Genomic DNA, 23,565 nt, shown 5'->3' on the forward strand with positions numbered 1-23,565 from the left:
AAATTTTATTGTAAAAAATAAAAGCATAAGTTTGTTTATCTTATGATAAAGCAACTTATGCCTTCATTTTTTTAACTATTCTTCTATTTCTTCCCTGTTACTTTTATGCGATAAAACTTCCGAATGTTTATATCTGGGTTGTTGGTACCGTGGCTTTTCTTCACCTAATGCTCTAAACAACGACCACATCATTAAAATAATAACGATTGAGAATGGCAGTGCTGCGATAATTAATAAGTTTTGAATCGCTTGTGTTCCGCCTGTATAAATCATGATCAACGCAAAGAGTGCTAAAATCACACCCCAAGATACTTTAATTGCTGAAGCTGGGTGGATACTTCCTTTTGCACTTAACATACCAAGCACATAAGTTGCTGAGTCTGCTGAAGTGACGAAGAAAATCATGATAACTACTAACGAAACCAGACTTAATAAAAAGCCGAGCGGATAGTGTTGTAAAGTTGCGAAGGTAGCTGTTTCTGTTGCTTCTTTCGCAATATCCGCAATACCGTTTTTCTGTAAATAGATTGCAGCTGATCCGAAGACTGCAAAGAAGAAGAAACAAACTAAGGCTGGTACAAATAAAACACCTAAAATAAACTCTTTAATAGTACGACCGCGTGACACACGCGCAATAAAGATTCCTACGAATGGTGCCCATGAAATCCACCATGCCCAATAGAAGACTGTCCAGTTCTGCATCCATTGGAATTTTTCTCCGCCGTTTTGCGGAATACGTAAACTCATCCCAAAGAAATTGTAAATATAATTACCTAGTGAGTTTGTAAAATTATTTAAAGTAAAGAGTGTCGGTCCGACTGCGAATAATACGATTAAAACGATAAATGCTAAAATCATATTAATATTACTTAAAGTTTTAATCCCTTTATCGATACCTGACCATGCACTCCATGTAAATAAGAACGTCGCAATAATCACGATAATAACTTGCATGCCGAAGTTAGATGGTACTTTGAATAAATAGTTTAATCCTTCGTTAATTTGCAACGCACCAAACCCAAGTGTTGCCGCAACACCTGTTACTGTCGCAATAATTGCTAATACATCAATGGTACCGCCAAGCGGTCCATTCATACGTTTTTCACCTAATAACGGTACCAACGTTGCACTCACTAAACCTGCATAACCACGATGGAAACTGAAATAAGCGAATACTAACGCAACAATACCGTATACGGCCCAAGCATGAACGCCCCAGTGGAAGAACGCAAACTGCATCGCGTCATCAATGGCTGCTTGAGTTCCAGCTTTATGTATCGGCGTTTGAGTAAATGCATGACTGATAGGTTCAGCTGTTGTCCAGAAAACTAAACCGATACCCATACCTGCACTAAATAACATCGCAAACCATGATTGCAGTGAAAACTCTGGATCTTCTCCTTCTTCTCCCAAAGTGATATTTGAATAACGTGAGAAGAGTAAGTAAATATATACAATCAATATCACTAATAATAAAATCAGATAATACCATGTAAAGTATTTAGCGATGAAAGTTGTAATTTGTTGTGTCCCTGCTTCAAGTTGTTTTGGGAAAATCGCACCATAGATTACAAATAATGTACAAATGACGAGCGCAAACCAAAACACTTTGGTAATCTTTTTCTCTTTCATACCAATAATCCCTTCCTAAATTTGTTGATAACATGTAATTACCCGCTATGACGCTTTTCAATCTCATTTATACAATTATTTTTCTTCTCATAAAAAAACTTATCAAATTTATTATGCACTAAAATTAGAAGCACTGAGAAAATGATTCCCAGTGCTTCAAAAATAATTATTCGTTTTCCATATTAATCACTAACTTACCAATCATGGATTGATTTTCTAATAGTTGATGCGCTTCATATAGTGTTTCTGTAGTTAACCTTTGTATTTCTTTCGTTTTCGTGTGTTGATACGTACCCGCTTCTACCTTCTTAGTCAAATCTGTCAAATGACGATGGAACGTAATCACATTTAAACCATAGTCCGCACGACCAAACATATAATCATGTGTGAATGTCACGCTCTTACCTTTCAATAAGTTTAAATCTTGTTTTTCATCAAAGGCCACAATTGTGACAATATGACCACGTGCTTTAACTAAATCAATCATTAATTCATAATAGCCATCCGTGTCATACGTACAGAAAACATAATCAAATGGCGCAACTTGATGTTCATCTAATTGTGCTTTGATATCTTCTTTATGATTAATCACTAAGTCAGCACCCATTTTTTCTGACCAAGCTTTTGTTTCTTCACGTCCAGCAGTTGTCACTACTTCTAATCCATAAGCTTTCGCAATTTGTGTTGCGATACTGCCGACACCGCCTGCACCGTTAATAATGAATAATGATTTGCCTTTATTATTTTCAGGATTAGATGAAATGTTGAACGTATCGAATAACACTTCATACGCTGTTAGTGCTGTTAACGGTAAGCTAGCTGCTTCTGTAAATGTTAAGTTACTTGGTTTTTTACTTACATAACGTTCATCCATCACTTGGTACTCTTCATTTGAGCCATCATAAAAGCTCGCACCTGAATAGTAAACTTCATCGCCGACTTTAAATAATTCACAATCTGGTCCTGTTGCTTCTACCACACCTGCCGCATCAAACCCTAAAATCCGTGGTGCTTTTTCAACAGGCGCTTGGCGAATTTTAGTATCTACAGGATTAACACTGATGGCTTTGACTTTTACTAATAATTCATTGCCTTTTGGTTCAGGCTTCGTTTTATCAAATTCATAGAATAAATTACCTTCAGATAATTCAAATCCTCGATCTGCACCGATTGCTTTCATTTATATCGTTCCTTTCTTTATATGTTTGTGCCCTTATCATAGAATGACCGATATGAATAAGCAATTTTTCCGTCTTATAAAAAATGACACTAGAATTTCGCTTTGTCAGCATGCTTCTAGTGTCATTTATATTTTAATTATGATTCCATATCAAACACAATTTTACCTTTCATCACATGGTCTTCTAGTAATTGATGCGCTTCAAATAGCGTTTCTGGCGTTAATTCATCGAAGACTTTCGTCACTGTCGGTTGATAAACACCCGCTTCTACTTTTTTAGAAACGTCTGTTAAATAACGGTGATATTGAATCACATCTGTATTATTCAATGAACGTGCAAACATATTTTCATGTCCAAATGTTAAACTTTTACCTTTCAACAAGTTCAAATCTTGTTTTTCATTGAATGCGACAATCGTCGCAAGTGTACCGCGTGCTTTTACGAGATCAATCATTGCTTCATAATATAAATCTGTATCGAACGTGCAGAAAATAAAGTCAATGTCTTTAACATTGTTAGCTTCAAGTTGTGCTTTCATATCTTCTTTATAATTGATTACTAAATCTGCACCCATTTTTTCTGACCAGGCTTTAGTTTCTTCTCTGCCTGCTGTCGTAACGACTTTAAGTCCGTATGCTTTAGCGATTTGTGTCGCAATACTGCCGACACCGCCTGCACCATTGATAATTAATAAGGTTTTCCCTTTATTATTATCAGGGTTCGTAGAGATATTGAAAATATCGAAAAGAACTTCATACGCCGTAATAGAAGTTAATGGAAGACTTGCCGCTTCTGTATAAGATACATTGCTAGGTTTGGTCGCCACATAACGCTCATCCATCGTTTGATATTCGGCATTAGAACCATCAAATTTCAATGAACCGGAATAAAAGACTTCATCGCCAACTTGGTAAAGTTCACAGTTATCTCCTGTTGCTTCAACAACACCTACTGCATCATATCCTAAAATTCTAGGCGGTTGTTCAATAGGTCTTTGACGTTGTTTAGTGTCAATCGGGTTTGCGCTGATTGCTTTAACTTTAATTAATAATTCTCTATCTTTTGGCGTTGGTTTTTCTTTATCAAATTCATAAAATAAATTGCCCTCTGATAATTGAAAGGCACGATCTGCTCCAATTGCTTTCATCATCTATACACCTCATTTATCTAATACATCAGAAATTTTTATCACTTGTTTACCAAAATTCTCACCTGTGAAAAGATTATTGAAGGCTTTAGGGACTTGGTCAAAACCTTCTGCTACAGATGTTTTCGTTTTAATCTTACCTTCTTTAACCCATTGTGCTAATTCTTGACCTGCACGCGCAAAGTCATCTTTAAATTGATGCACTAAGAAACCTTGCATCAATGCTTGATGTTTAATTAACATCGGTTGCACTGCGGGTTCGTAAGAAACTTCTTTATCATTATATTTAGAAATAGAACCGCATACCGGTATACGTGCGAATGTATTTAAGTGTTTAAATACTTCATTTGCGACAGTTCCGCCAACGTTTTCAAAGTAGACATCTACGCCGTCCGGTACTGCTTGAGCTAAGGCTTCTGCATAATCTTCTTTCTTATAATCCACCGCTTCATCAAAGCCTAGTTCATCAATAAGATAGCTTGTTTTCTGATCTCCGCCTGCAATACCGACAACACGGGCACCTTTGATTTTTGCGATTTGGCCAACCACTGCACCGACTGCGCCAGAAGCCGCTGAAACCACGACTGTTTCACCAGCTTTTGGTTGACCGATATCTAACAAGCCGTGATAAGCTGTTTGACCAGTCATGCCTAAAACACCTAAGAATAAATAAGGTGGTACATCTAAATCTGGCAAATGCATTAAATCATCAGCTTTCACTGTACTGTATTTTTGCCATGGCAACATACCAGACACTGTGTCACCTTTTTTAAAGTCAGAATGATTGGATTCTGTTACTTGTCCTACTGCTAAACCTACAATCGGCTGGTCTAATTCAAAACCGCCGATATAAGAATTCGTATTCGGCTTCATACGATTACGCATATAAGGATCAGCTGAAATATAAGCTGTTTCAATTGTGACTTCTCCTTCTTCAGGTGAAGCAATATCAATCGTTTCAAAGCGAAAGTCCTCTGCTTTAGGCAATCCTTCTGGATATTGTGCTAACACAATTTGTTCATTTTGTGTCATTTCATCCGCTCCAATCTATTTGTCATTATATTATTAGTATTGCCGAATTGAGATTTTTCTAACCTTGCTTACTGCCCCATAAGAACTTAAAGATGTTTTTCGCAACTTTACCACTCTCATGAAGTTGACTATGTTGACCTTGTTTACCTTCTATCAAAAGTTCACGATAACTTTTCGCATGATCTATCATAATATATTTTAAAGATTTAGAAGAAGCATTTGTCACACGACCATCACTGTGTGTACCATCTTGGATATCTCCATAAATATTTAAGATTTCTACATTTTTATAGGCAGGATCTTTTTTCAACTTCAATATTTCTACATAACCATCTGTCATTTGATCAGGCTTCCCATTTTTATCTAATGTTACTTTTCCTGGTTCATCTCCCATACCGATGATGCCATTAAAGATACCTGCGATATTGACTTGTTTATGTAAAGTCGGCAAGTCTGGATTATTACTATTGTCTAACATGTACTTCGCAAACGACATATTACTCATAGAATGTGTCACAATGTTGAATTGTTTAAATTGATAATCTTGTTGTAACGCTTCAAGTACATTTTTAATCCAAAATGCATTCAGTTTCATGTCACCATTTTCGTTATCCTTCAAATTAACTAAAACAATCGGGTGTTTATCTTTCGTATCAAATTTACCTTTTAAAGTGACATGGCCATTTGCCCCTACTGTCGCGACGACCGGCTTTTTCGTATAGCCTTCTTTTTGTGCCTGTGTTTCAAAGAAGCGTAATGAATTCACACTGCCGCCATAACCATGCATAAAAATTGTAGGTGTATTGATTTTTGTTTCTTTATCTAACGGATTCGTCGGGTGATATTCAGCCCATATATACTTAACAATACCTAGTACGCCTAAAACAATCGCAATTATGGCGATAATTCTAATCGTTTTCGCATCAGGTTGATTTTGTTTCTCCATCTCTATCCCCTCGTTCTTTCCTGCTGATTGTATATTTTCACTTAAGTATAGAGGTTTCTTTAAAGGACTGCAATGAAAAATAGGCATTCTAAAAGTGGTGTATCACCTTTAGAATGCCTAAATGATTAATCTAATACGGAAGAAACTTGAACGATTTGTTTGCCAATTTCTTTACCTGTAAAGAGAGATCTGAATGCACTTGGGATGTTGCCGAAGCCTTTTACTAATGACGTTTTTGTTTTGAGTTTTCCATCTTTGATCCATTGTGCTAAGTCTTTTTCAGCACGTTCAAAATCATCTTTAAATTGAGAAGCTAAAAAGCCTTGCATCAATGCTTGATTTTTAATCAACATTGGTTGAACAGCGGGTTCATATGATATTTCTTTATCATTATAGTTAGAGATTGAACCACACACAGGTATTCGCGCAAATGAATTTAAATGCTTAAATACTTCATTCGCAACTGTACCGCCGACATTTTCATAGTATACATCGACACCATTTGGTACTGCTTTAGCTAATGCTTCAGCATAATCCTCTTTTTTGTAGTCGACTGCGTCATCAAATCCAAGTTCATCTATGAGGTATTGTGTTTTAGCTTTACCTCCGGCAATACCTACTACATAGCAACCTTTGATTTTCGCAATTTGACCGACGACTGAACCGACAGCACCTGATGCTGCTGAAACAACAACCGTTTCACCAGCTTTTGGTTGGCCAATTTCTAACAAACCATGATAAGCCGTTTGACCCGTTGCACCTAAAGCACCTAAATACCAATGCACTGGTATATCATCATCGACATTTAGCACTTCTAAATCTTCTGCCGGCATTGTATTATAACGTTTCCATTCAAACAGACCTCTGACAATGTCTCCTTCTTTGACTGTATTGTCTTTTGATTGAATTACTTTTGCGAGCCCTCTTCCCCATATTGGTTGATCAATTTTGAAGGCTGTCACATAAGAAGCCCCTTTAATCATGCCATTACGAAAATAAGGATCAATTGATAGGTATGCTGTTTCTAATAACACTTCACCTTGTTTTGGCTCTATGATTTCAGCTGGTTCATAACGAAACGTTTGTTCATCTGGTAATCCGTCTGGAAATTGTGCGAAGACAATTTGTTCATTTTCCATTTTAACCGCTCCTTTTTTTACTTATACTTCTAAATTAAATGTGAAATGCATAGAGTTCAATATAAGCAACTTAAAAAGCCGTAACTGAATGGAGGCAGTTACGGCTTCGTTTATATTTGTGAGAAGTTATTAAGGAATTTTCTATTATGTTTAATGGATGAATAGAATGGTTGTTATTTGTTCAGGTATTTTTCAATGTAAAATGCAGATTCTTCGATAGATTTATATTCCGTGTTAATGACAATGGCATTAAATTTATCAAAGACTTCTTCCGCATAACTTAATTCTTTTTTAATGCGATGTAAACTGTTGTAGTTGGCTGAACCTTTCATACCCAGTACACGGATGCGTTCTGTACGGATATTCATAATATAATCGGGACTTGCGGTTAAGCCGAATACTAACATTTTCTTGTTGAAGACTTCTTCAGGAATCGGTGCTTCAGGCACTAATGGAATATTGGCGATTTTATAACCTTTGTTCGCAAGATACATACTAAGAGGTGTTTTAGATGTTCGGGACACACCTAGAATCACCGCATCTGCTTCTTCAATACCGGTAAAAACTTTGCCGTCATCATATTTGACTGAGAATTCCATTGCCTCAATACGTTCAAAATAGTGCTGATCCATTTTGCGTAAGGCACCGCTTTCGCGTAAGGCTTTTTTATGTGTTTTGTTTTCAATTAAATTAAGCAAATCTGTCATATAATCTACATAAAGGATACCTTGCTCTTCAGCATAAGCTTGACCGATTTGATTAAATTTTGGATTCACGAGCGTTGTGATGACAATCGCATCACGCTGCTTTGCTAATTTTAAAATCGTTAGAAATTCTTCTTCATTTTTAATGAAGGGGAATTTCTTAATTTCTACGTCATCTTCTATATCAGGAAACTGCGTTAATGTCGCATGAATCATACGCTGCGCAGTTTCTCCGATAGAATCTGACACTATATATAATGCTAAATGTTCGTTATTGTTTTGCACCGATTGCTCTCTCACTTTCTGCTTGGCTTTGAGCAGCAGCCAACATTGCGCCAGGAACTCTGAATGGTGAGCATGAGACATAATCAATCGCTAAGTTATTGAAGTAATGAATTGATTTCGGATCACCGCCGAGTTCACCACAAACCCCAATTTTGATGTTTGGATTTGCAGCTTTAGCTTGCTCTACTGCTGTTTTAATCAACTGACCTACACCATCAACATCCAATGTTTGGAATGGGTCGACTTCAAGTAAGCCTCTGTTGATATATTCACTGATAAATTTACCTGCATCATCACGAGAGAATCCAAATGTTAATTGTGTTAAGTCATTCGTACCGAAACTGAAGAACTCTGATTCTTTCGCAAGTTGCCCTGCAATCAAGCAAGCTCTTGGTGTTTCAATCATTGTTCCGATTAAGTAATCGATCGACGTATTGTCTTTTGCTAACATGCTTTCAGCTGTCGCTTGGATTGTGTCTTTTAATGTTTTGAATTCTTCTACTGTAGATACAAGCGGTATCATAATTTCAGGTTGACTTTCGATACCCTCATTTTTTAATTTTAACACACTGCCGATAATCGCTTCAGTCTGCATTTCAGCAAGTTCTGGATAAGTTACTGCTAAACGGCAGCCACGGTGACCAAGCATTGGGTTAGTTTCATGCAAGTCAACAATACGTTTACGCAGCACGTCTTTATCAACATTTAATTGTTGTGAAACTAATTGAATTTCATCATTTGTTTTCGGTAAGAATTCATGTAATGGCGGATCCAGTAAACGTACAATTGTCGGACGGCCATTAGATAATCTGAAAATCTGTTCGAAGTCTTCAATTTGATATTTACGGATTTCATTTAATGCTTCGATTCGTTCTTCTTGTGAAGAAGCTAAGATGAAACGACGCATTTGAACTAAACGTTCTGCACCGAAGAACATATGCTCAGTTCTGACTAAGCCGATACCTGCTGCATCAAATTGGTAACCTGATGCGATGTCTTGAGGCGTTTCAGCGTTCATGCGTACATTTAAACGTGCAGTTTCTTGTGTCCATTGCATGAAGCGATCAAAGTCTTCACTGTGGTCAGCATCTGTTTTTTCAATATCGCCTAAATAAATGTTACCTGTTGAACCATCAACTGAAATGATGTCACCTTCATTTAACGTTTGGCCATGATATGTTACAACTTTATTTTCAGTATCGATATTTAAGTTTGAACAGCCCGTTACACAACATTTACCCATACCGCGAGCAACAACTGCCGCATGAGATGTCATACCGCCATGCGTTGTCACAATCGCTTCACTTGCGACCATACCTTCAATATCTTCAGGTGATGTTTCAGGTCGCATTAAAATTACTTTTTCACCTTGATCCGCTTGTACTTTCGCATCTTCTGCTGAGAAGACTACTTTACCTGTTGATGCACCCGGACTTGCGGGAAGACCTGCATCAGAAATTGCTTCTGCCGCTTCAATCGCTTCTGGTTTGAACGTCGGATGCAATAATGTATCAATTGATTTTACATCTACCTTTGTTAGCGCCTCTTCTTTAGTGATAACCCCTTCATCTACTAAATCAACCGCAATTTTCATTGCTGCTTTGGCTGTACGTTTCCCATTTCTTGTTTGTAAAATATAAAGTTTACCGTTTTCAATTGTGAATTCGATATCTTGCATATCTTTATAATGTGCTTCTAATTTCTCAGTCACATCTACGAACTCTTGATATACCTCAGGCATTTGTTGTGCCAGTGTTTCAATTTCTTTTGGTGTACGAATACCTGCCACAACGTCTTCACCTTGTGCATTTAATAAGTACTCACCAAAGACATGGTTATCACCTGTCACAGGGTTTCTTGTAAAAGCAACACCTGTACCACTGCGGTCTCCACTATTACCGAAGACCATTTCTTGGATGTTGACACCTGTACCGATATCGTGCGGGATATCATTTAAATCACGGTATACACGCGCACGGTCGTTATCCCAAGATTTAAATACCGCTTCAACTGCTTCAGTCAATTGTGTAAATGGATCTTGCGGGAATGGTTTATAAACTTCTTCTTCATAAATTTCTTTGAAACGTGCACTGATGACTTTTAAACCTTCTGCTGGAATTTCAGCATCAGTTTCATAACCATTATCTTCTTTATATTTGTCGAAGTAGCGATCAAATGCTGTCATGTTGATACCGTATACAACTTGTCCAAACATTTGAAGCAAGCGACGATAACAATCATACGCAAAGCGTGCATCATTTGTTTTTTCAGCTAACTTCTCAACATTTTCATCATTTAAACCTAAGTTTAAAATCGTGTCCATCATACCCGGCATTGAAATTTTCGCACCACTACGGACAGAAACTAACAACAAGTTGTCGTCAGATGAAAAAGATTTCCCAGTACGTTCTGAGAAAGCTTTGAGTTGTGTATGTAATTCCTCTTTTAACTCGTCAGATAATGTTGCGCCTTGTTTCAAATATTCAATACATGCTTCTGTAGTTATCGTAAAGCCATCTGGTACTGGTAAACCTAAGCGCATCATTTCAGCTAAGTTTGCACCTTTACCGCCAAGCAAATCCTTCATGGATTGACTACCTTCTTCAAATGCATAAATATATTTTGTCATTTGTAGATCACCTCATCTATTTTTATCAATGTGTCATACTAATCAGTTTATAGTATGTCATACTGAAAACGCTTTGACAATTAAAAACATACAATTGTTTCAATTAATTTGTTAAATATTTCACTAATTCGTTACATTTTAGTTAAAAGCAATGTTATTTACCCTTTTAATTAAATGAATTAAGCTAAAGATAAGAAGATTAAAGGAGCATCTATAATGAAAGGTTATGAATTATGTGTCAGTAAGGTACCCTTATTCCAAAATTTAGATACAGAAGCATTAGAACATGTCTTTTCAAAAGTTCATGCGACAAAAGTACGTAAAGGCGATTACCTCTTTATGGCTGGAGATGATGTGCATACTTTATTTGTGATTCATTCCGGCAAAGTACGCATCTATAGACTGACGGATGAAGGGGATGAACAATTAATCCGTATTTTAGAACATAGTGATTTTACAGGTGAGTTGACTTTATTTAATGCATCAGATAGTGCTAATACGTATGCAGAAGCGTTAGAGGACAGTGATGTTTGTACGATTAACCATTCCTCTATTCATCAATTAATGACAGATTATCCTGAAATCGGAATTAAAATGATTGAAGGTTTGGCAGAACGATTGAATCAATCTGAAACGATGACGACACAAATCGCATTGATGAGCAGTAAAGAGTGTTTACTGGAATACATCCAACTAGAGACAACAGACGGTTTATTAAAGCTTTCAATGACTAAAAAGAATTTAGCGACTTATTTAAGCATGCAGCCAGAAACACTAAATCGTACCTTCAAACAACTGGAACAAGAAGGTATTTTAGACAAAATCAATCACAATACCTATAAAGTACTGAAAAATTGATCTAGGTCAATTTTATTTCTCTCCTTCTCTCGTATCATTAAAAGTGAAAGCAGACATCACTTCATATGAGAGGAGGAGTTTTTTGATGTTTACAAAATGGATTTATCGTTATGAACAAACATTGACATTAGTCGCATTCATTGCCATTGTAGCTGGCATCTTGATACGTATCTTTCTAAAAGATATTGCTGTAATTGGAGATGCTTTGCTTATCTTTGCGACTGCTATTGCGATGTTGCCTATCGGATTACGTGCGATACAGGCACTACGATTTAAAATGTTCAGCATTGAACTGCTGATTAGTATCGCAGTCATCGGTGCACTCTTTATTGGTGAATTTATCGAGGCAGCTGTTGTAACGTTTCTATTCTTATTTGGAAGTTATTTAGAGAAAAAGACATTAGAACGGACACGTCGCTCCATTCAATCTTTAACGGAATTATCACCTGAAGAAGCCTTAATTAAACAAGCAGATGGATCACGTACTTTAGTATCAATCGAAGAAGTTTCAAGAGGTGATCGCATTATATTAACAGCAGGCAGCCGTGTACCTGTTGATGGTCACATCATTGAAGGTGAAGGTACATTTAACGAAGCTTCTATTACAGGTGAATCGGTTCCACTGACAAAGTGTCAACAAGATACGTTATACAGCAGTACGATATTAGAATCTGGCTATGTTGAAATGATTGCAGATAAAATCGGAGAAGATACTGCGTTTGCGAAGATTATTGATTTGATTGAAGAAGCTCAAGAAACTAAATCTAACACCGAACGTTTCTTAGACCGCTTCGCTAAATGGTATACACCCGCTGTCATTGTATTAGCCGCTATTGTTGGGCTTATCACTTGGAACTTGCATCTCGCAATTACTTTCCTCGTTATCGCATGCCCAGGTGCATTAATTATCGGTGCTCCTGTTTCAAGTGTTGCGGGTATAGGTAATGGCGCAAAACATGGTGCTTTGATCAAAGGCAGTGACATTATGGAGACCTTAGCACATATTGATGTGATGGTCTTTGATAAAACAGGTACATTGACTAAAGGACAACCAGAACTCTTACGTGTACAAACTTATAATAATCCACCTCATGATTTATTAGGTTTAATCGGTACTTTAGAACAAACCTCTGAACATCACTTAGCCCATGCGATAACAAGTTACGCTGAACAACATCATGTGTTGACGGATTATGTTGTAGAATCAACAACGCCGATTAAAGGAAAAGGCATTGCAGGTCAAGTTGATCATCAACAATTAATCGTCGGTAACCGTGCTTTGATGCAGGATCACCATATTGATATTTCACAAGCTGAACAAGATGCCTTATACGAAGAACAAACCGGTCATACTTTAGTCTTTGCGGCAATTAACGGAAAACTAGCAGCTGTTTTATCGATTAAAGATGAAGTACGTGAAGATGCGAAACAAGCCATTGACCTAATGAAACAACATGGTGTGAAACGTACCATTATGTTAACGGGTGATAATGCACATACTGCACGTGTGATAGCAGAACAGTTAGATATAGATGAGGTTGAAGCAGGCTTATTACCGGAAGATAAAACAGCTTACGTTAAACAACTACAAAATCAAGGTTATCATGTTGCGATGGCTGGTGATGGTATTAACGATGCCCCTGCGATTGCGACTGCAGATATCGGCTTAGCTATGGGAGATGGCGGTACAGATATTTCAATGGAAACCGCAGATATCGTATTAATGGCGGATCGTTTAAAACAATATGCTCATGCATTCTTATTAGCTAAAGCCACACACCGTAATATTAAACAAAATATCTGGATTGCGATGCTGACAGTATTCGCACTGCTCATCGGTGTACTCCTCGGCGGTGTGAACCTAGCGATTGGAATGTTTATCCATGAAGCAAGTGTCTTAGTTGTAATATTCAACGCTATGCGTTTAATCAAATTTAAAATTAAAGGAGAAGATTTAAATGAAACAACTCAAACTACAATTAGAAACCCTGACATGCCCTACTTGTATCAAGAAAATTGAAGGTGCTTTAAATAAAACAGAAGGTGTTGAATCAGCAAAAGTCTTATTCAACAGCAGTAAAGTCAAAGTTAAATATGAGGACACAATCATCTCTTCTGAACAAATCAGCGAAACAATAGAACAATTAGGGTATAGTGTCTTACAAGTAGCTTAGTCTTTCATACAGAATATTAAAGTAAAATAAGTCAATTATCTATTTAAATTCACGTGTGATATACTAGCACTTCATTCAATATTTGATGAAAGGTGATTAACCATGCTGAAAAATCAATTTCCAATCGGTAAGTTCCAAAAACCAGATCGTTATAGTGTAGAAGATTTAAACACGTGGATTGATGCGATTGAAGAATTGCCAGATATACTCACAACACTCACAACGAACGCATCTGCAGAAGAACGTCATGCGACCTATCGTGAAGGCAGTTTCGATGTTCAAACTTTAATTCACCATATTGCTGATAGCCACATGCACGGTTTTATTCGTACGAAACAAACATTGACTGAAGACCATCCATTTGTCACATCATTCCTACAAGATGCTTGGGCTGAAGCTCCAGACAATCAAGCACCCTTAGAATACTCACTAGAACTGATTGACGGCATGCATAAACGTTGGGCCATCTTATTACGTGACCTGCCTATCGAAGCATTTGACCGTACGTTCTACCATCCTGAAGAAGGTGAAGGTAGACTTGCAGATCTTGTAGCTAAAATGGCTTGGCATGGTAACCATCATCTAGAACATATTAAATTGGCACTAAAGGAAATTGAGGAAAGTTAATGAATTTTCAAGGACTCACAACACTATGTTGTGGGTCTTTTTTTGTTCAAATTTAAATTTAAATGTACTAATAATGGCAACTTTCCTACATCTTTTAAAAAGTATTGACGCTTCAAGTAAGCGGTTTTATACTTTAAGTGAACAAAAGGAAACATAAAGAAACACAAACCAACAAAGAAGGTGCATCTAAATGACTAAACTATTTTTTGAGGACACTGTTTTCGTAAGTGATGCAGACTCAAAAGAAGAAATTTTCAAAGAGGTATCAGAAGCTCTTGTTAAACAAGGAGATGTAAAAGATAGTTTCTTTGAACATGTAATCGAAAGAGAACATAACTACCCTACTGGCATGGATTTATCATTGTTAAATGGTAAGTATGCCAATATTGCAATTCCACATACTGAATCAGAATACGTAAATACTACAAAAATCGTACCTGTAAAATTGAACCATCCTGTTCATTTCAAAAACATGATTTCACCACACAATGATCTGGAAGTATCTTTTTTATTCATTATCTTAAATAGCGATAAAGCTAAACAAACACAGTTACTTGCTAGAATCATGGATTTTATCAATTCTCAAAAAGAAGAAGATATGCTTAAATTCTTCAACTTTAATAACTCAACAGACATCTATAACTACTTAGATAAAAACTTTAAATAATTAGGAGTGAAGACATCATGATTAAAATTTTAGCAGCATGTGGCGCAGGTGTTAACTCAAGCCACCAAATTAAAGCAGCACTAGAAGAAGAATTAACAAAAAGAGGTTATCAAGTTAGCTGTGATGCAGTAATGATTAAAGATGTTAACGAAGACTTATTAAGTGGATATGACATCTTTGCTCAAATTGCTAACACTGATTTCAGCTTCCCTATTACAATTCCGGTTGTTGACGCAGGTGCTATTCTTTATCGTGTGCCAGCTATGGCAGAACCTGTTTATCAAGCAATGGAAGATGCGATTAAATCTATTCAAAAATAAGAATTCATAATTTTAACCACTTAGAACAATCACCAAGGAGAGGATAAAATGAACTCGCTTATTGATTTAGCCAACACCATATTCAAACCTTTAATTGATTTAGGAGCTGCTCCATTAATGACTGTGATTCTTGCAATTATCACCTTCATTTTCACTAAAAAACTTTCTAAATCTCTTGAAGGCGGTTTGAAATTAGGTATCGCTTTAACAGGTATCGGTGCAATCATCGGGATCTTAACAACAGCATTCTCACAAGCCATGACAGATTTCGTTGAACGTACTGGATTATCTCTTAGTATTACTGACGTAGGTTGGGCACCATTAGCAACTATTACTTGGGGCTCCCCTTACACATTATATTTCTTAGCAGTAATGGTTATTGTGAATATCGTTTTATTATTCATTAACCGTACTAACACTTTAGATGTTGATATTTTTAACATCTGGCACTTATCTATTGTAGGATTATTTGCGATTTACTGCGGAGCAAATTTATTTGTCGCAACACTATTAGTTATCTTTATCGGCGTTATGAAAATCATTAACTCTGATTTAATGAAACCGACATTTAATGACTTATTAAATGTACCATCATCAAACCCTATGACATCTACTCATATGAACTATATGATGAACCCATTCTTGTTAATCATGGATAAAATCTTTGATAAAGTTTTCCCTTGGTTAGATAAATATGATTTTGATGCTGCAAAATTGAACAACAAAATTGGTTTCTGGGGTTCTAAATTTGCCATTGGTTTATATTTAGGTGTATTTGTTGGTTTACTTGCAGGACAATCACCTACTCAAATCTTTGCCTTAGCATTTACTGCTGCTGTTGCATTAGAGTTATTCTCTTTAATCGGATCTTGGTTCATCGCATCTGTAGAACCTTTATCTCAAGGTATTTCAAACTTTGCTAACAGTAAATTAAAAGGACGCCAATTAAACATCGGTTTAGACTGGCCATTCATTGCTGGTCGTGCAGAAATCTGGGCAGCAGCTAACGTATTAGCTCCTATCATGTTATTAGAAGCAATGATTTTACCAGGTAATAAACTTTTACCACTTGGTGGTATTATCGCAATGGGCGTTACCCCTGCTTTACTTGTTATTACTCGAGGTAAATTATTACGTATGATTATTATTGGCGCAATCGAATTACCATTATTCTTATGGGCAGGTACATTAATAGCTGAATTCGTAACTGAGACAGCTAAAAAAGCAGGTGCTTTCCCTAAAGGATTAAGCAGTGATACATTAATTTCACACACTACTATGGAAGGTCCACTAGAAAAATTCTTAAGTTATTTAGTAGGTCATGCAGTACATGGTGGCGGTATGTTTATTGTTTACGCTATCGTTGCACTTGCAATCTACTTACTTGCTTTCATCTGGTATGCATTTGAAATGAAAAAACGAAATAAAATTTACGAAGAACAAGGTAAATAAAATAATAATCAAAATAAACGTAGGTGTCTTACATCGATGTTTATTTATGACAAATATTTTAAAATTGTGGGATGTATTGTGGTATAAAACACATAATACATTGACATCTATCTATTCATTTACCTATACTTTAATTGACCAGATAAATATTAAAATACTTACTAACGAAGAAGGAGCAACTTATGACTCAATTATTTTCAAAAGATAGCGTTTTTGTATCAAATGCGGATAGTAAAGAAGCGGTACTAACAGAAGTATCAGAAGCATTAGTAAAAGCAGGTTATGTAAAAGACAATTTCTTAGAACATGTTTTAGATCGTGAAAAAAATTACCCAACAGCCCTAAGCTTATCAAATATCAGTGAAACATACCCTAATGTGGCAGTACCACATACTGAACCTGAATTTGTAAACACAACTAAAATTGTACCTGTTAAATTAACTAACCCTATCGTATTCCAAAATATGAGTTCACCTCATAAAGATTTACCAGTAGAATTCTTATTTGTGATTTTAAACGGTACAAAAGCAATTCAAGTACATTTATTATCAGACCTTATCGTGTTCTTTGAAAAACAAGATAAAGCTGAATTAGAAAAGTTCTTTAAATTGACTGATACAGATGCAATTTATGAGTATCTTCAAGCAAACTTTAAAAAATAATTTTTTCTACTAACGACATTCGTATATTGCTTTAATCCTCAAATCAAATTGGTTTGAGGATTTTTTACGTTTAAAGGACCAAAATTAAATAAAATTGGGTATTATTATTTAAATGCTTTTACAATTTAATATTAAGGAGAACGCCATGCAGAGAAATAAATTACGTTTATTGATTCCTATTGTCACTTTATTATTAATTTTGGTTTCAGCCTTATATGTACAAACTACACAAAACGGTTTGATTCAAACGAGCGCAGATACCAAGGATAAAACTCATTTTATGAATATTTGGTTGATCTATTTAATTCCACTTGTTTTGCTATTTGTTTTACCTTTACACTTTAAGTTTCAACCCCTTATTCAGAAACCTTTGAAGTCAGAACGTATTTTACTCATATTAGGTATTTTATATATCGTACTTGTGTTTCTTACACCTAAACCCTACTTTGAGCTCTTTTATATTTATAAATTTGTATTATTGTTGTTGATTCCTTTATGGATTATTAAGCGAGAAAAACTGTCCATACTCTCTAAAGCTAATCCAGTGATTGATTGGTCTCTTGCGCCTATTGTCTATGTAATTTGGTTAGTGCTCTATTTTAGTCCTTTGAACAACTTATCTCATATCTCTTATGATGAACCTTATCTTTTCGTACTGATATTTGCGATCATTTCAATATTAATGAATGCTGTATTAGAAGAAGTGTTTTACCGTGTGTGGCTACAAACACGTTTAGAACATTTGGGTATAGTGTCTTCTGTATGTATCAGCACAGTACTTTGGTCTTTATGGCATGCGGGCATCCAAGGACAAGGAAATCTTTTGGATTTGTCAGCACAAGCATTGGTCACACATGCGCTTGCGGGGATATTCCTTGGCTTTTTCTGGGCCAAATATCGAAATATCTACTTACTGATATTAATTCATATCTGTATGAATTTCCCGCTATACTTGATTACTTATTGGTCAAAATTCTTACCGTTTCTTTAAAACGACTGTGATAAATGAACAACCCACGAATCAATATTGGACTCGTGGGTTGTTCATTTTATTATTAATTAACGTTTATTGTTTAGTCGCATCTCGTTTGAACTTTTGTGGTAACTCAAAGAATGGTTGAATATCTTGTACATATTCTAAAATACCAATATATTCATCTTTTTCATCAAATAAAGCTTTGTATGTGACGTGAATGAATTGGTTACCTTTTTTAAACCACATGGATTCAGACTTTTTTTGTTTTGTTTTCAAATCACGAATAATCTGCATCACTTTGCTTAAACTTTTTGGTGGATGACAATTAGCCACATTTCTTCCAATAGAGATAGGTGTACGGATAAACATCATGTCAGACGCTTCAACTAAATCATTGAAATACTTAAAAGTGCCATTTTTATCTACAAACGTAATTTCTACTGGCAAGTTATTTAAAATAAGGTCCGCTTCTTTTGTCGTTAAGAAACCTCCACCAAAGCGCAAATTCTGTTGCCCTTGTTTTGCATCATATTTTGCGTCAATAGAAGTTAATTCTATTTCAGAATCGTGCCATATCTCAGGAACTTCTATCGCATAGCCAAAAGCACTGCTTTCTTGCGCAATTTGTTGCCACTCAACTGCACTGATGTCTTCCTGCATTAGTGGGATGAATAGTATCTCTTCTTGGCGTAATATGTCCGTTAAACTGCTTTCTAATTCAGTATAAGCATTTTGAATATGTCGCCAATCTACTTCTTCAAGTTTAGCTACACGTTTTTGTAGTTTATTCAACGCAAAACGAATCACATCATCATCAGCCCACATTTTTCTCGGTAAGATATACTCTCCTCTTCGTTCTATGACAGGAAAGATAATCTTTTCTTTACGATTAAAATGTGGAATTAAACCTGAAAGTGTTTGAACTTTCCATTTAAATAATTCAATCGCTTCTGTTTCATTCACCTTTACTTGATCTAACAAAGCGCTTGTTTCTTGAAGCAATGACTTAAATATATTAATTTCTTGTTTGAAGATATTCAGTGGATGCGTTTTATCATTTGAAAGTGTGATTTCTGTCAGTGATTGTTTTGTCACCTTTTCATATGTTGAGACAAAACGTTCTATTTCATACATAGACGTAAATTTTTCAATAAAGTAAAGCTGTCTAAGTGCTTCTGTTATTTTACTGCTTGATTCGTTTTGAGAGAGTTCTATTAACATGTCAGTAATATCTTCTTGATGTATATGTTGATCAATGAGTCCTTTAACTTCTTCTTTAACCTCATTTGAAACTGAACTAATATTAAACATCACAAACACCTGCAATTCTTATATTTCATCTCTTCTAGTATAACTGTTTAATATCAGTGACGATATTAGCATATTCACTGAATTTTATCAGATTAATCACTGAATATGTGTTAATATTTGTGTTTGCGTATCCCATTCATAGATCGCAGGCATTTTCATCTGAAGGAAATCTTCATATTGAAACTTGCCTTTAGTTAAATGATTAAATAACAGTGACATTGCGGTGCCATGTCCACATATTAATAATGTAGATACATTACTATTCTTTATAATTTGATCATAGGTTTGAACGATACGATTTTGTACTTCATTTAAAGACTCACCATTTTCCAACTTGTAGTCAAAATCTCGCCACTGCTTTTCCGCAAATTCATAAAAGTCTTCTACCCAATGTCCTATTTTTCTTTCACGCAATCCTTCTTCTTTATGAATTGGTAACTTTAACCTTTGTGAAGTTGGCAATATCGTTTGCATCACACGACGATAAGGACTGGCGTATATTTGTTCAATGTTTTTATCGTCAAAAAAAGATGCCAATGCTTCTGCTTTATTCAGCCCTTCTTTAGTTAAGGGTGCAATGACATCTTCTTTCACACTATTATCTCTTAATGAATGTCTGACAAAGTATATTTTCATTCTTTTTTATTCTCGTCCTCCTCATCCTCTTCTTCATAAATTGTTAAACTCAAATCAATATAATCTTCCATTTTACTACCTTTACCTTCTTGAGGATTCCACAGTACTCTTTGGTAATCTGTTCCTCCATCCAAAAAGATACAACCACATTTACAATTGACCATTTCATGTCTATGTGTAGATTCAATAATATCTCCGCACATTTTACATTTCGCAATACTTCTGATGATTTTTTTCATGATGTCCCCTTCTTTCAAGTATTGAGTTTTATTTAATCATTTAAGTTTTCAAGTTGTTCTAATCTTTTTTGATACTGAAGATATAACATGGTAAATCTACTGTTGCTTTTGTTATCCCAAGGTTTTGGACGACCACAAAAATGTAAGAACACAGTATGATAGGCAACCCAATGTGTATCGTACTTACCTACACTTTTTGTATAATACATATTTGCTTGTCTTGTGTCATAATTCCAAATTTCTTCCGGTATTTCTTTAATCTTATCACCATACAAACTATTCATAACGTCTTGATCAGGTAATAATAAGTATTGATTATTTTTCTCTATAAAATTAAAAATATCATCCATGCTTATTTCTTGTCTTGCTTTTTCTACATCAATCAACATAACTCCTGAATTGAAATATACTTGACCTTGTTTCGTACCTAAACGTAGATTATTCATGCCTTGTGAAAATTTTGTAAATCCTTCATGTGTTGCTGCCGCAAATATATTCCTTTCTAAATTCAGATTCCATAAATCGTCTATTGTATTAATCACTAAAATATCTGGATCTAAATAAAGTACTTTTGTCACTGATTCAGGCAGTAATTCACCACACGCTAATCTAAAGTACATTTCTTGAGGATAACGTTCAACTGTTTTCGCATTGCCAAAATAATTGGGCGGTACTTTAACTTCTTCTAATTCCATATTAAATGATGACAATAATTCTTCTAACTGCATTAGTTTACTTTGTGGTATCTTCTCATGAACCAACCAAACTTTAAATGATAAATGGGGATTCGTATCATGTAATGATAACAACATAACCTTTAATGGTTTCAAATAGTTTTCATTTAGCGTTACTAAAATATCTACTTTTTCATGCAATGTTACCGCCTCCTTCTTTTAAAATAATCATATCACACACAACTAATTAATTAGAATTGAAAGCACCAGCGAATTAATGATATGAAAGTATACCAGAAATGAAAAAATTTCTAAAAGGTCGATATGTAAATAACTTTTACAGGCATAAAAAAACACTCCCCAAACTTGGGAAGTGTTTGAATAATAGTAATCGTTTGTCCAACAATTAACGTTTTGAGAATTGTGGTGAACGACGTGCTTTTTTAAGACCTGGTTTTTTACGTTCTTTCATACGTGGGTCACGAGTAAGTAATCCAGCGCGTTTTAAAGAACTTCTGTATTCAGGATCTGCTTCTAATAATGCACGAGCGATACCGTGACGGATAGCTTGTGCTTGACCTGTGAAACCGCCACCGTTAACGTTAACTAAAACGTCGTAGTTACCTTGAGTTTCTGTAACTTCGAATGGTTGGTTTAAGTCTAAGATTAATGATTCGAATGGTAAATATTCACGTACGTCAACACCGTTTACAGTGATGTTACCTTCGCCTGGTACTAAACGTACACGTGCTACTGAGTGTTTACGACGGCCTGTGCCTCTATATTCAACTTGTGCCAATGTAATTTCCTCCTTCTAATTAACCACGTAACTCGTAGTTTTCTGGTTGTTGTGCAGCGTGTGGATGTTCAGCGCCACCATATACAAATAATTTTTTACCTTGTTTTTCACCTAAACGGTTGCTTGGTAACATACCTTTAATTGAAATTTCAAGTAAACGTGCTGGGTTTTTCTCTTTTAATTCACCAGCTGTGATTGATTTAATACCACCTGGGTAGTTTGAGTGACGGTAGTAAACTTTGTCAGATTCTTTTTTACCAGTCATTTCGATTTGTCCAGCGTTGATGATGATTACATAGTCACCGTTATCAACGTGTGGTGTGTAAGTTACTTTATGTTTTCCGCGTAAAATAGTTGCTACTTCTGATGATAAACGACCTAGTGTTTGGCCAGCCGCATCAATAACATACCATTTGCGCTCAATGTTTGATTCATTAGCCATAAATGTTTGACGCATAATAATTGTCCTCCTAATAATAACTGCGTGTTGAGTTGCTTTTTAAAAAATCAATGTTACGATTCAAAGCTCAGATAATTTCAGATTGTTGATTTCGTTTCGACTTTGCTTCTATATCTAGTAACACAATAAGTTTCCGGGGCTTATCGTGGGGTGATATAAAACAATACCGCATATAATCGTATAATTTATTAGTGTATTTGTCAATACGAATCAGTCATTTTGCAATGATTTTTTGCGATGAATTTTTATATCTGAACCAAAATCTTGTATCAGTGATTCTGGTGATAAATATATCTTTTCTAAATACAATCCTTCTGCGGGTGCAGTGAACGGTACTTGATTACGATCTTTCGCTTCTAATAAGCCTGGAACTTCGTCTGGTGATCGCTTACCTTTACCGACTTCGATTAAAAACGCGACTAACACACGTACCATATTATATAGAAAACCAGAGCCAGTCACAACATAGTCAAAGCCATTTTTTGTTTTAATAATTTCACTTTGATAAAGCGTACGCTCTTTACTTTCTACTTCGGTCTTTTGTGAACAAAATCCTGTAAAATCATGCGTACCGATAAATTGTTGTGCTGCTTGATTCATTTTATCTAAATCTAAGTCATAATCATTATAAGTTTTTAAACCGCTCATAAAAACATCGCGATGCGCACCTTGATACACCATATAACGATATCGCTTTCCTACGCAGTCATAGCGGCAATGAAAGTCGTCATCGACGATTGATACCTCTTTGACATAAATGTCGTCAGGCAGTGCGCTATTCATCGCATATTGCCATTGCTTAGGTGCGATATCTAGTTCTGTATCAAAATGGAAATATTGTTCCATCGCATGCACCCCTCTATCTGTTCTGCTTGAAGGATGGATACGTACATGACGCTTATGCATACGTTTTAAAATCTTCTCAAATTGTTGTTGCACGGTTCTACCGTGCTGTTGAATCTGAAAGCCTAAGAAGTTGCTTCCTTGATACGCTATATTAACTAAAATACGCACA

General features: G+C 35.6%; 24 protein-coding genes. 9 read left to right on the forward strand and 15 right to left on the reverse strand.

Features of this window, described 5'->3' with window-relative positions; genetic code table 11:
* Nucleotides 1–75: 75 nt before the first annotated feature.
* From HMPREF2846_RS03340 to ppdK, 8 genes are all read right to left on the reverse strand, one after another.
* Nucleotides 76–1,632, reverse strand: coding sequence for a BCCT family transporter (locus tag HMPREF2846_RS03340; RefSeq protein ID WP_070625708.1), 1,557 nt, complete (start codon nt 1,630–1,632; stop codon nt 76–78).
* Between the two features lie 166 nt (nt 1,633–1,798).
* Nucleotides 1,799–2,812, reverse strand: a complete 1,014-nt coding sequence (locus HMPREF2846_RS03345; protein ID WP_070625710.1) for a zinc-binding alcohol dehydrogenase family protein — start codon at nt 2,810–2,812, stop codon at nt 1,799–1,801.
* 137 nt (nt 2,813–2,949) lie between these two features.
* Nucleotides 2,950–3,960: a zinc-binding alcohol dehydrogenase family protein gene (locus tag HMPREF2846_RS03350; protein WP_070625791.1), complete on the reverse strand. Its 1,011-nt coding sequence runs from the start codon at nt 3,958–3,960 to the stop codon at nt 2,950–2,952.
* A gap of 12 nt (nt 3,961–3,972) precedes the next feature.
* On the reverse strand, nt 3,973–4,992 hold the full coding sequence (locus tag HMPREF2846_RS03355) for an NADP-dependent oxidoreductase (protein WP_070625712.1): 1,020 nt from the start codon (nt 4,990–4,992) through the stop codon (nt 3,973–3,975).
* 58 nt (nt 4,993–5,050) lie between these two features.
* Nucleotides 5,051–5,938 (reverse strand): alpha/beta hydrolase, encoded by an 888-nt coding sequence (locus HMPREF2846_RS03360; protein WP_070625714.1) that lies wholly within the window; start codon nt 5,936–5,938, stop codon nt 5,051–5,053.
* 125 nt (nt 5,939–6,063) lie between these two features.
* The gene (locus HMPREF2846_RS03365; protein WP_070625716.1) at nt 6,064–7,077 is read right to left on the reverse strand and encodes an NADP-dependent oxidoreductase; all 1,014 of its coding nucleotides are present in this window, start codon (nt 7,075–7,077) and stop codon (nt 6,064–6,066) included.
* Nucleotides 7,078–7,250: 173 nt separating this feature from the next.
* Nucleotides 7,251–8,066 carry a pyruvate, water dikinase regulatory protein gene (locus HMPREF2846_RS03370; protein WP_002479528.1) on the reverse strand — a complete coding sequence of 272 codons (816 nt, stop codon included), beginning with the start codon at nt 8,064–8,066 and terminating at the stop codon, nt 7,251–7,253.
* On the reverse strand, nt 8,053–10,695 hold the full coding sequence (gene ppdK / locus HMPREF2846_RS03375) for a pyruvate, phosphate dikinase (protein ID WP_057509869.1): 2,643 nt from the start codon (nt 10,693–10,695) through the stop codon (nt 8,053–8,055). The genes HMPREF2846_RS03370 and ppdK overlap by 14 nt, the downstream gene beginning before the upstream one ends.
* Before the next feature lie 216 nt (nt 10,696–10,911).
* On the opposite strand from ppdK, the gene HMPREF2846_RS03380 reads away from it, so the two are divergent.
* The 9 genes from HMPREF2846_RS03380 (at nt 10,912) to HMPREF2846_RS03420 (ending at nt 18,446) form a co-directional block, all read left to right on the forward strand.
* Nucleotides 10,912–11,553: a Crp/Fnr family transcriptional regulator gene (locus tag HMPREF2846_RS03380; RefSeq protein ID WP_070625717.1), complete on the forward strand. Its 642-nt coding sequence runs from the start codon at nt 10,912–10,914 to the stop codon at nt 11,551–11,553.
* Between the two features lie 85 nt (nt 11,554–11,638).
* Complete coding sequence (locus tag HMPREF2846_RS03385) at nt 11,639–13,573, forward strand: heavy metal translocating P-type ATPase (protein ID WP_070625720.1); 1,935 nt, start codon at nt 11,639–11,641, stop codon at nt 13,571–13,573.
* Nucleotides 13,512–13,727, forward strand: coding sequence for a heavy-metal-associated domain-containing protein (locus HMPREF2846_RS03390; RefSeq protein WP_057509872.1), 216 nt, complete (start codon nt 13,512–13,514; stop codon nt 13,725–13,727). Before HMPREF2846_RS03385 ends, HMPREF2846_RS03390 begins: the two co-directional genes overlap by 62 nt.
* A 102-nt stretch (nt 13,728–13,829) precedes the next feature.
* Nucleotides 13,830–14,354, forward strand: a complete 525-nt coding sequence (locus HMPREF2846_RS03395; RefSeq protein ID WP_060803675.1) for a YfiT family bacillithiol transferase — start codon at nt 13,830–13,832, stop codon at nt 14,352–14,354.
* A gap of 190 nt (nt 14,355–14,544) precedes the next feature.
* Nucleotides 14,545–15,021, forward strand: coding sequence for a PTS sugar transporter subunit IIA (locus HMPREF2846_RS03400; protein WP_070625722.1), 477 nt, complete (start codon nt 14,545–14,547; stop codon nt 15,019–15,021).
* Nucleotides 15,022–15,038: 17 nt separating this feature from the next.
* Nucleotides 15,039–15,341, forward strand: a complete 303-nt coding sequence (locus HMPREF2846_RS03405) for a PTS sugar transporter subunit IIB (RefSeq protein ID WP_070625724.1) — start codon at nt 15,039–15,041, stop codon at nt 15,339–15,341.
* A 48-nt stretch (nt 15,342–15,389) separates the two neighbouring features.
* Nucleotides 15,390–16,793, forward strand: coding sequence for a PTS galactitol transporter subunit IIC (locus tag HMPREF2846_RS03410; protein WP_070625726.1), 1,404 nt, complete (start codon nt 15,390–15,392; stop codon nt 16,791–16,793).
* 182 nt (nt 16,794–16,975) lie between these two features.
* Nucleotides 16,976–17,455, forward strand: coding sequence for a PTS sugar transporter subunit IIA (locus tag HMPREF2846_RS03415; RefSeq protein WP_070625728.1), 480 nt, complete (start codon nt 16,976–16,978; stop codon nt 17,453–17,455).
* 145 nt (nt 17,456–17,600) lie between these two features.
* Nucleotides 17,601–18,446: a CPBP family intramembrane glutamic endopeptidase gene (locus HMPREF2846_RS03420; RefSeq protein ID WP_070625730.1), complete on the forward strand. Its 846-nt coding sequence runs from the start codon at nt 17,601–17,603 to the stop codon at nt 18,444–18,446.
* Between the two features lie 75 nt (nt 18,447–18,521).
* Here the strand turns inward: HMPREF2846_RS03420 and HMPREF2846_RS03425 are convergent, their stop codons facing one another.
* The 7 genes from HMPREF2846_RS03425 to truA form a co-directional block, all read right to left on the reverse strand.
* Entirely contained in the window at nt 18,522–19,742 is a 1,221-nt protein-coding gene (locus HMPREF2846_RS03425; RefSeq protein ID WP_070625732.1) for a PAS domain-containing protein, read from the reverse strand.
* Nucleotides 19,743–19,838: 96 nt separating this feature from the next.
* Nucleotides 19,839–20,378 (reverse strand): histidine phosphatase family protein, encoded by a 540-nt coding sequence (locus HMPREF2846_RS03430; RefSeq protein WP_070625734.1) that lies wholly within the window; start codon nt 20,376–20,378, stop codon nt 19,839–19,841.
* A complete protein-coding gene (locus tag HMPREF2846_RS03435) occupies nt 20,375–20,617 on the reverse strand; it encodes a DUF7695 domain-containing protein (protein WP_023014969.1) in 243 nt (80 codons plus the stop codon). Before HMPREF2846_RS03435 ends, HMPREF2846_RS03430 begins: the two co-directional genes overlap by 4 nt.
* A gap of 32 nt (nt 20,618–20,649) precedes the next feature.
* Nucleotides 20,650–21,492 (reverse strand): glycosyltransferase family 8 protein, encoded by an 843-nt coding sequence (locus tag HMPREF2846_RS03440; protein ID WP_070625735.1) that lies wholly within the window; start codon nt 21,490–21,492, stop codon nt 20,650–20,652.
* A 205-nt stretch (nt 21,493–21,697) separates the two neighbouring features.
* Nucleotides 21,698–22,090 (reverse strand): 30S ribosomal protein S9, encoded by a 393-nt coding sequence (rpsI, locus tag HMPREF2846_RS03445; RefSeq protein WP_002479540.1) that lies wholly within the window; start codon nt 22,088–22,090, stop codon nt 21,698–21,700.
* A 19-nt stretch (nt 22,091–22,109) separates the two neighbouring features.
* Nucleotides 22,110–22,547 carry a 50S ribosomal protein L13 gene (gene rplM / locus HMPREF2846_RS03450; RefSeq protein ID WP_002479541.1) on the reverse strand — a complete coding sequence of 146 codons (438 nt, stop codon included), beginning with the start codon at nt 22,545–22,547 and terminating at the stop codon, nt 22,110–22,112.
* Between the two features lie 213 nt (nt 22,548–22,760).
* Nucleotides 22,761–23,564 (reverse strand): tRNA pseudouridine(38-40) synthase TruA, encoded by an 804-nt coding sequence (gene truA / locus HMPREF2846_RS03455; RefSeq protein ID WP_002479542.1) that lies wholly within the window; start codon nt 23,562–23,564, stop codon nt 22,761–22,763.
* Nucleotide 23,565 lies beyond the last annotated feature (1 nt).

Origin of the sequence: Staphylococcus sp. HMSC056G08 (assembly GCF_001812305.1) — a bacterium.
Taxonomy (GTDB): Bacteria; Bacillota; Bacilli; order Staphylococcales; family Staphylococcaceae; genus Staphylococcus; species Staphylococcus simulans.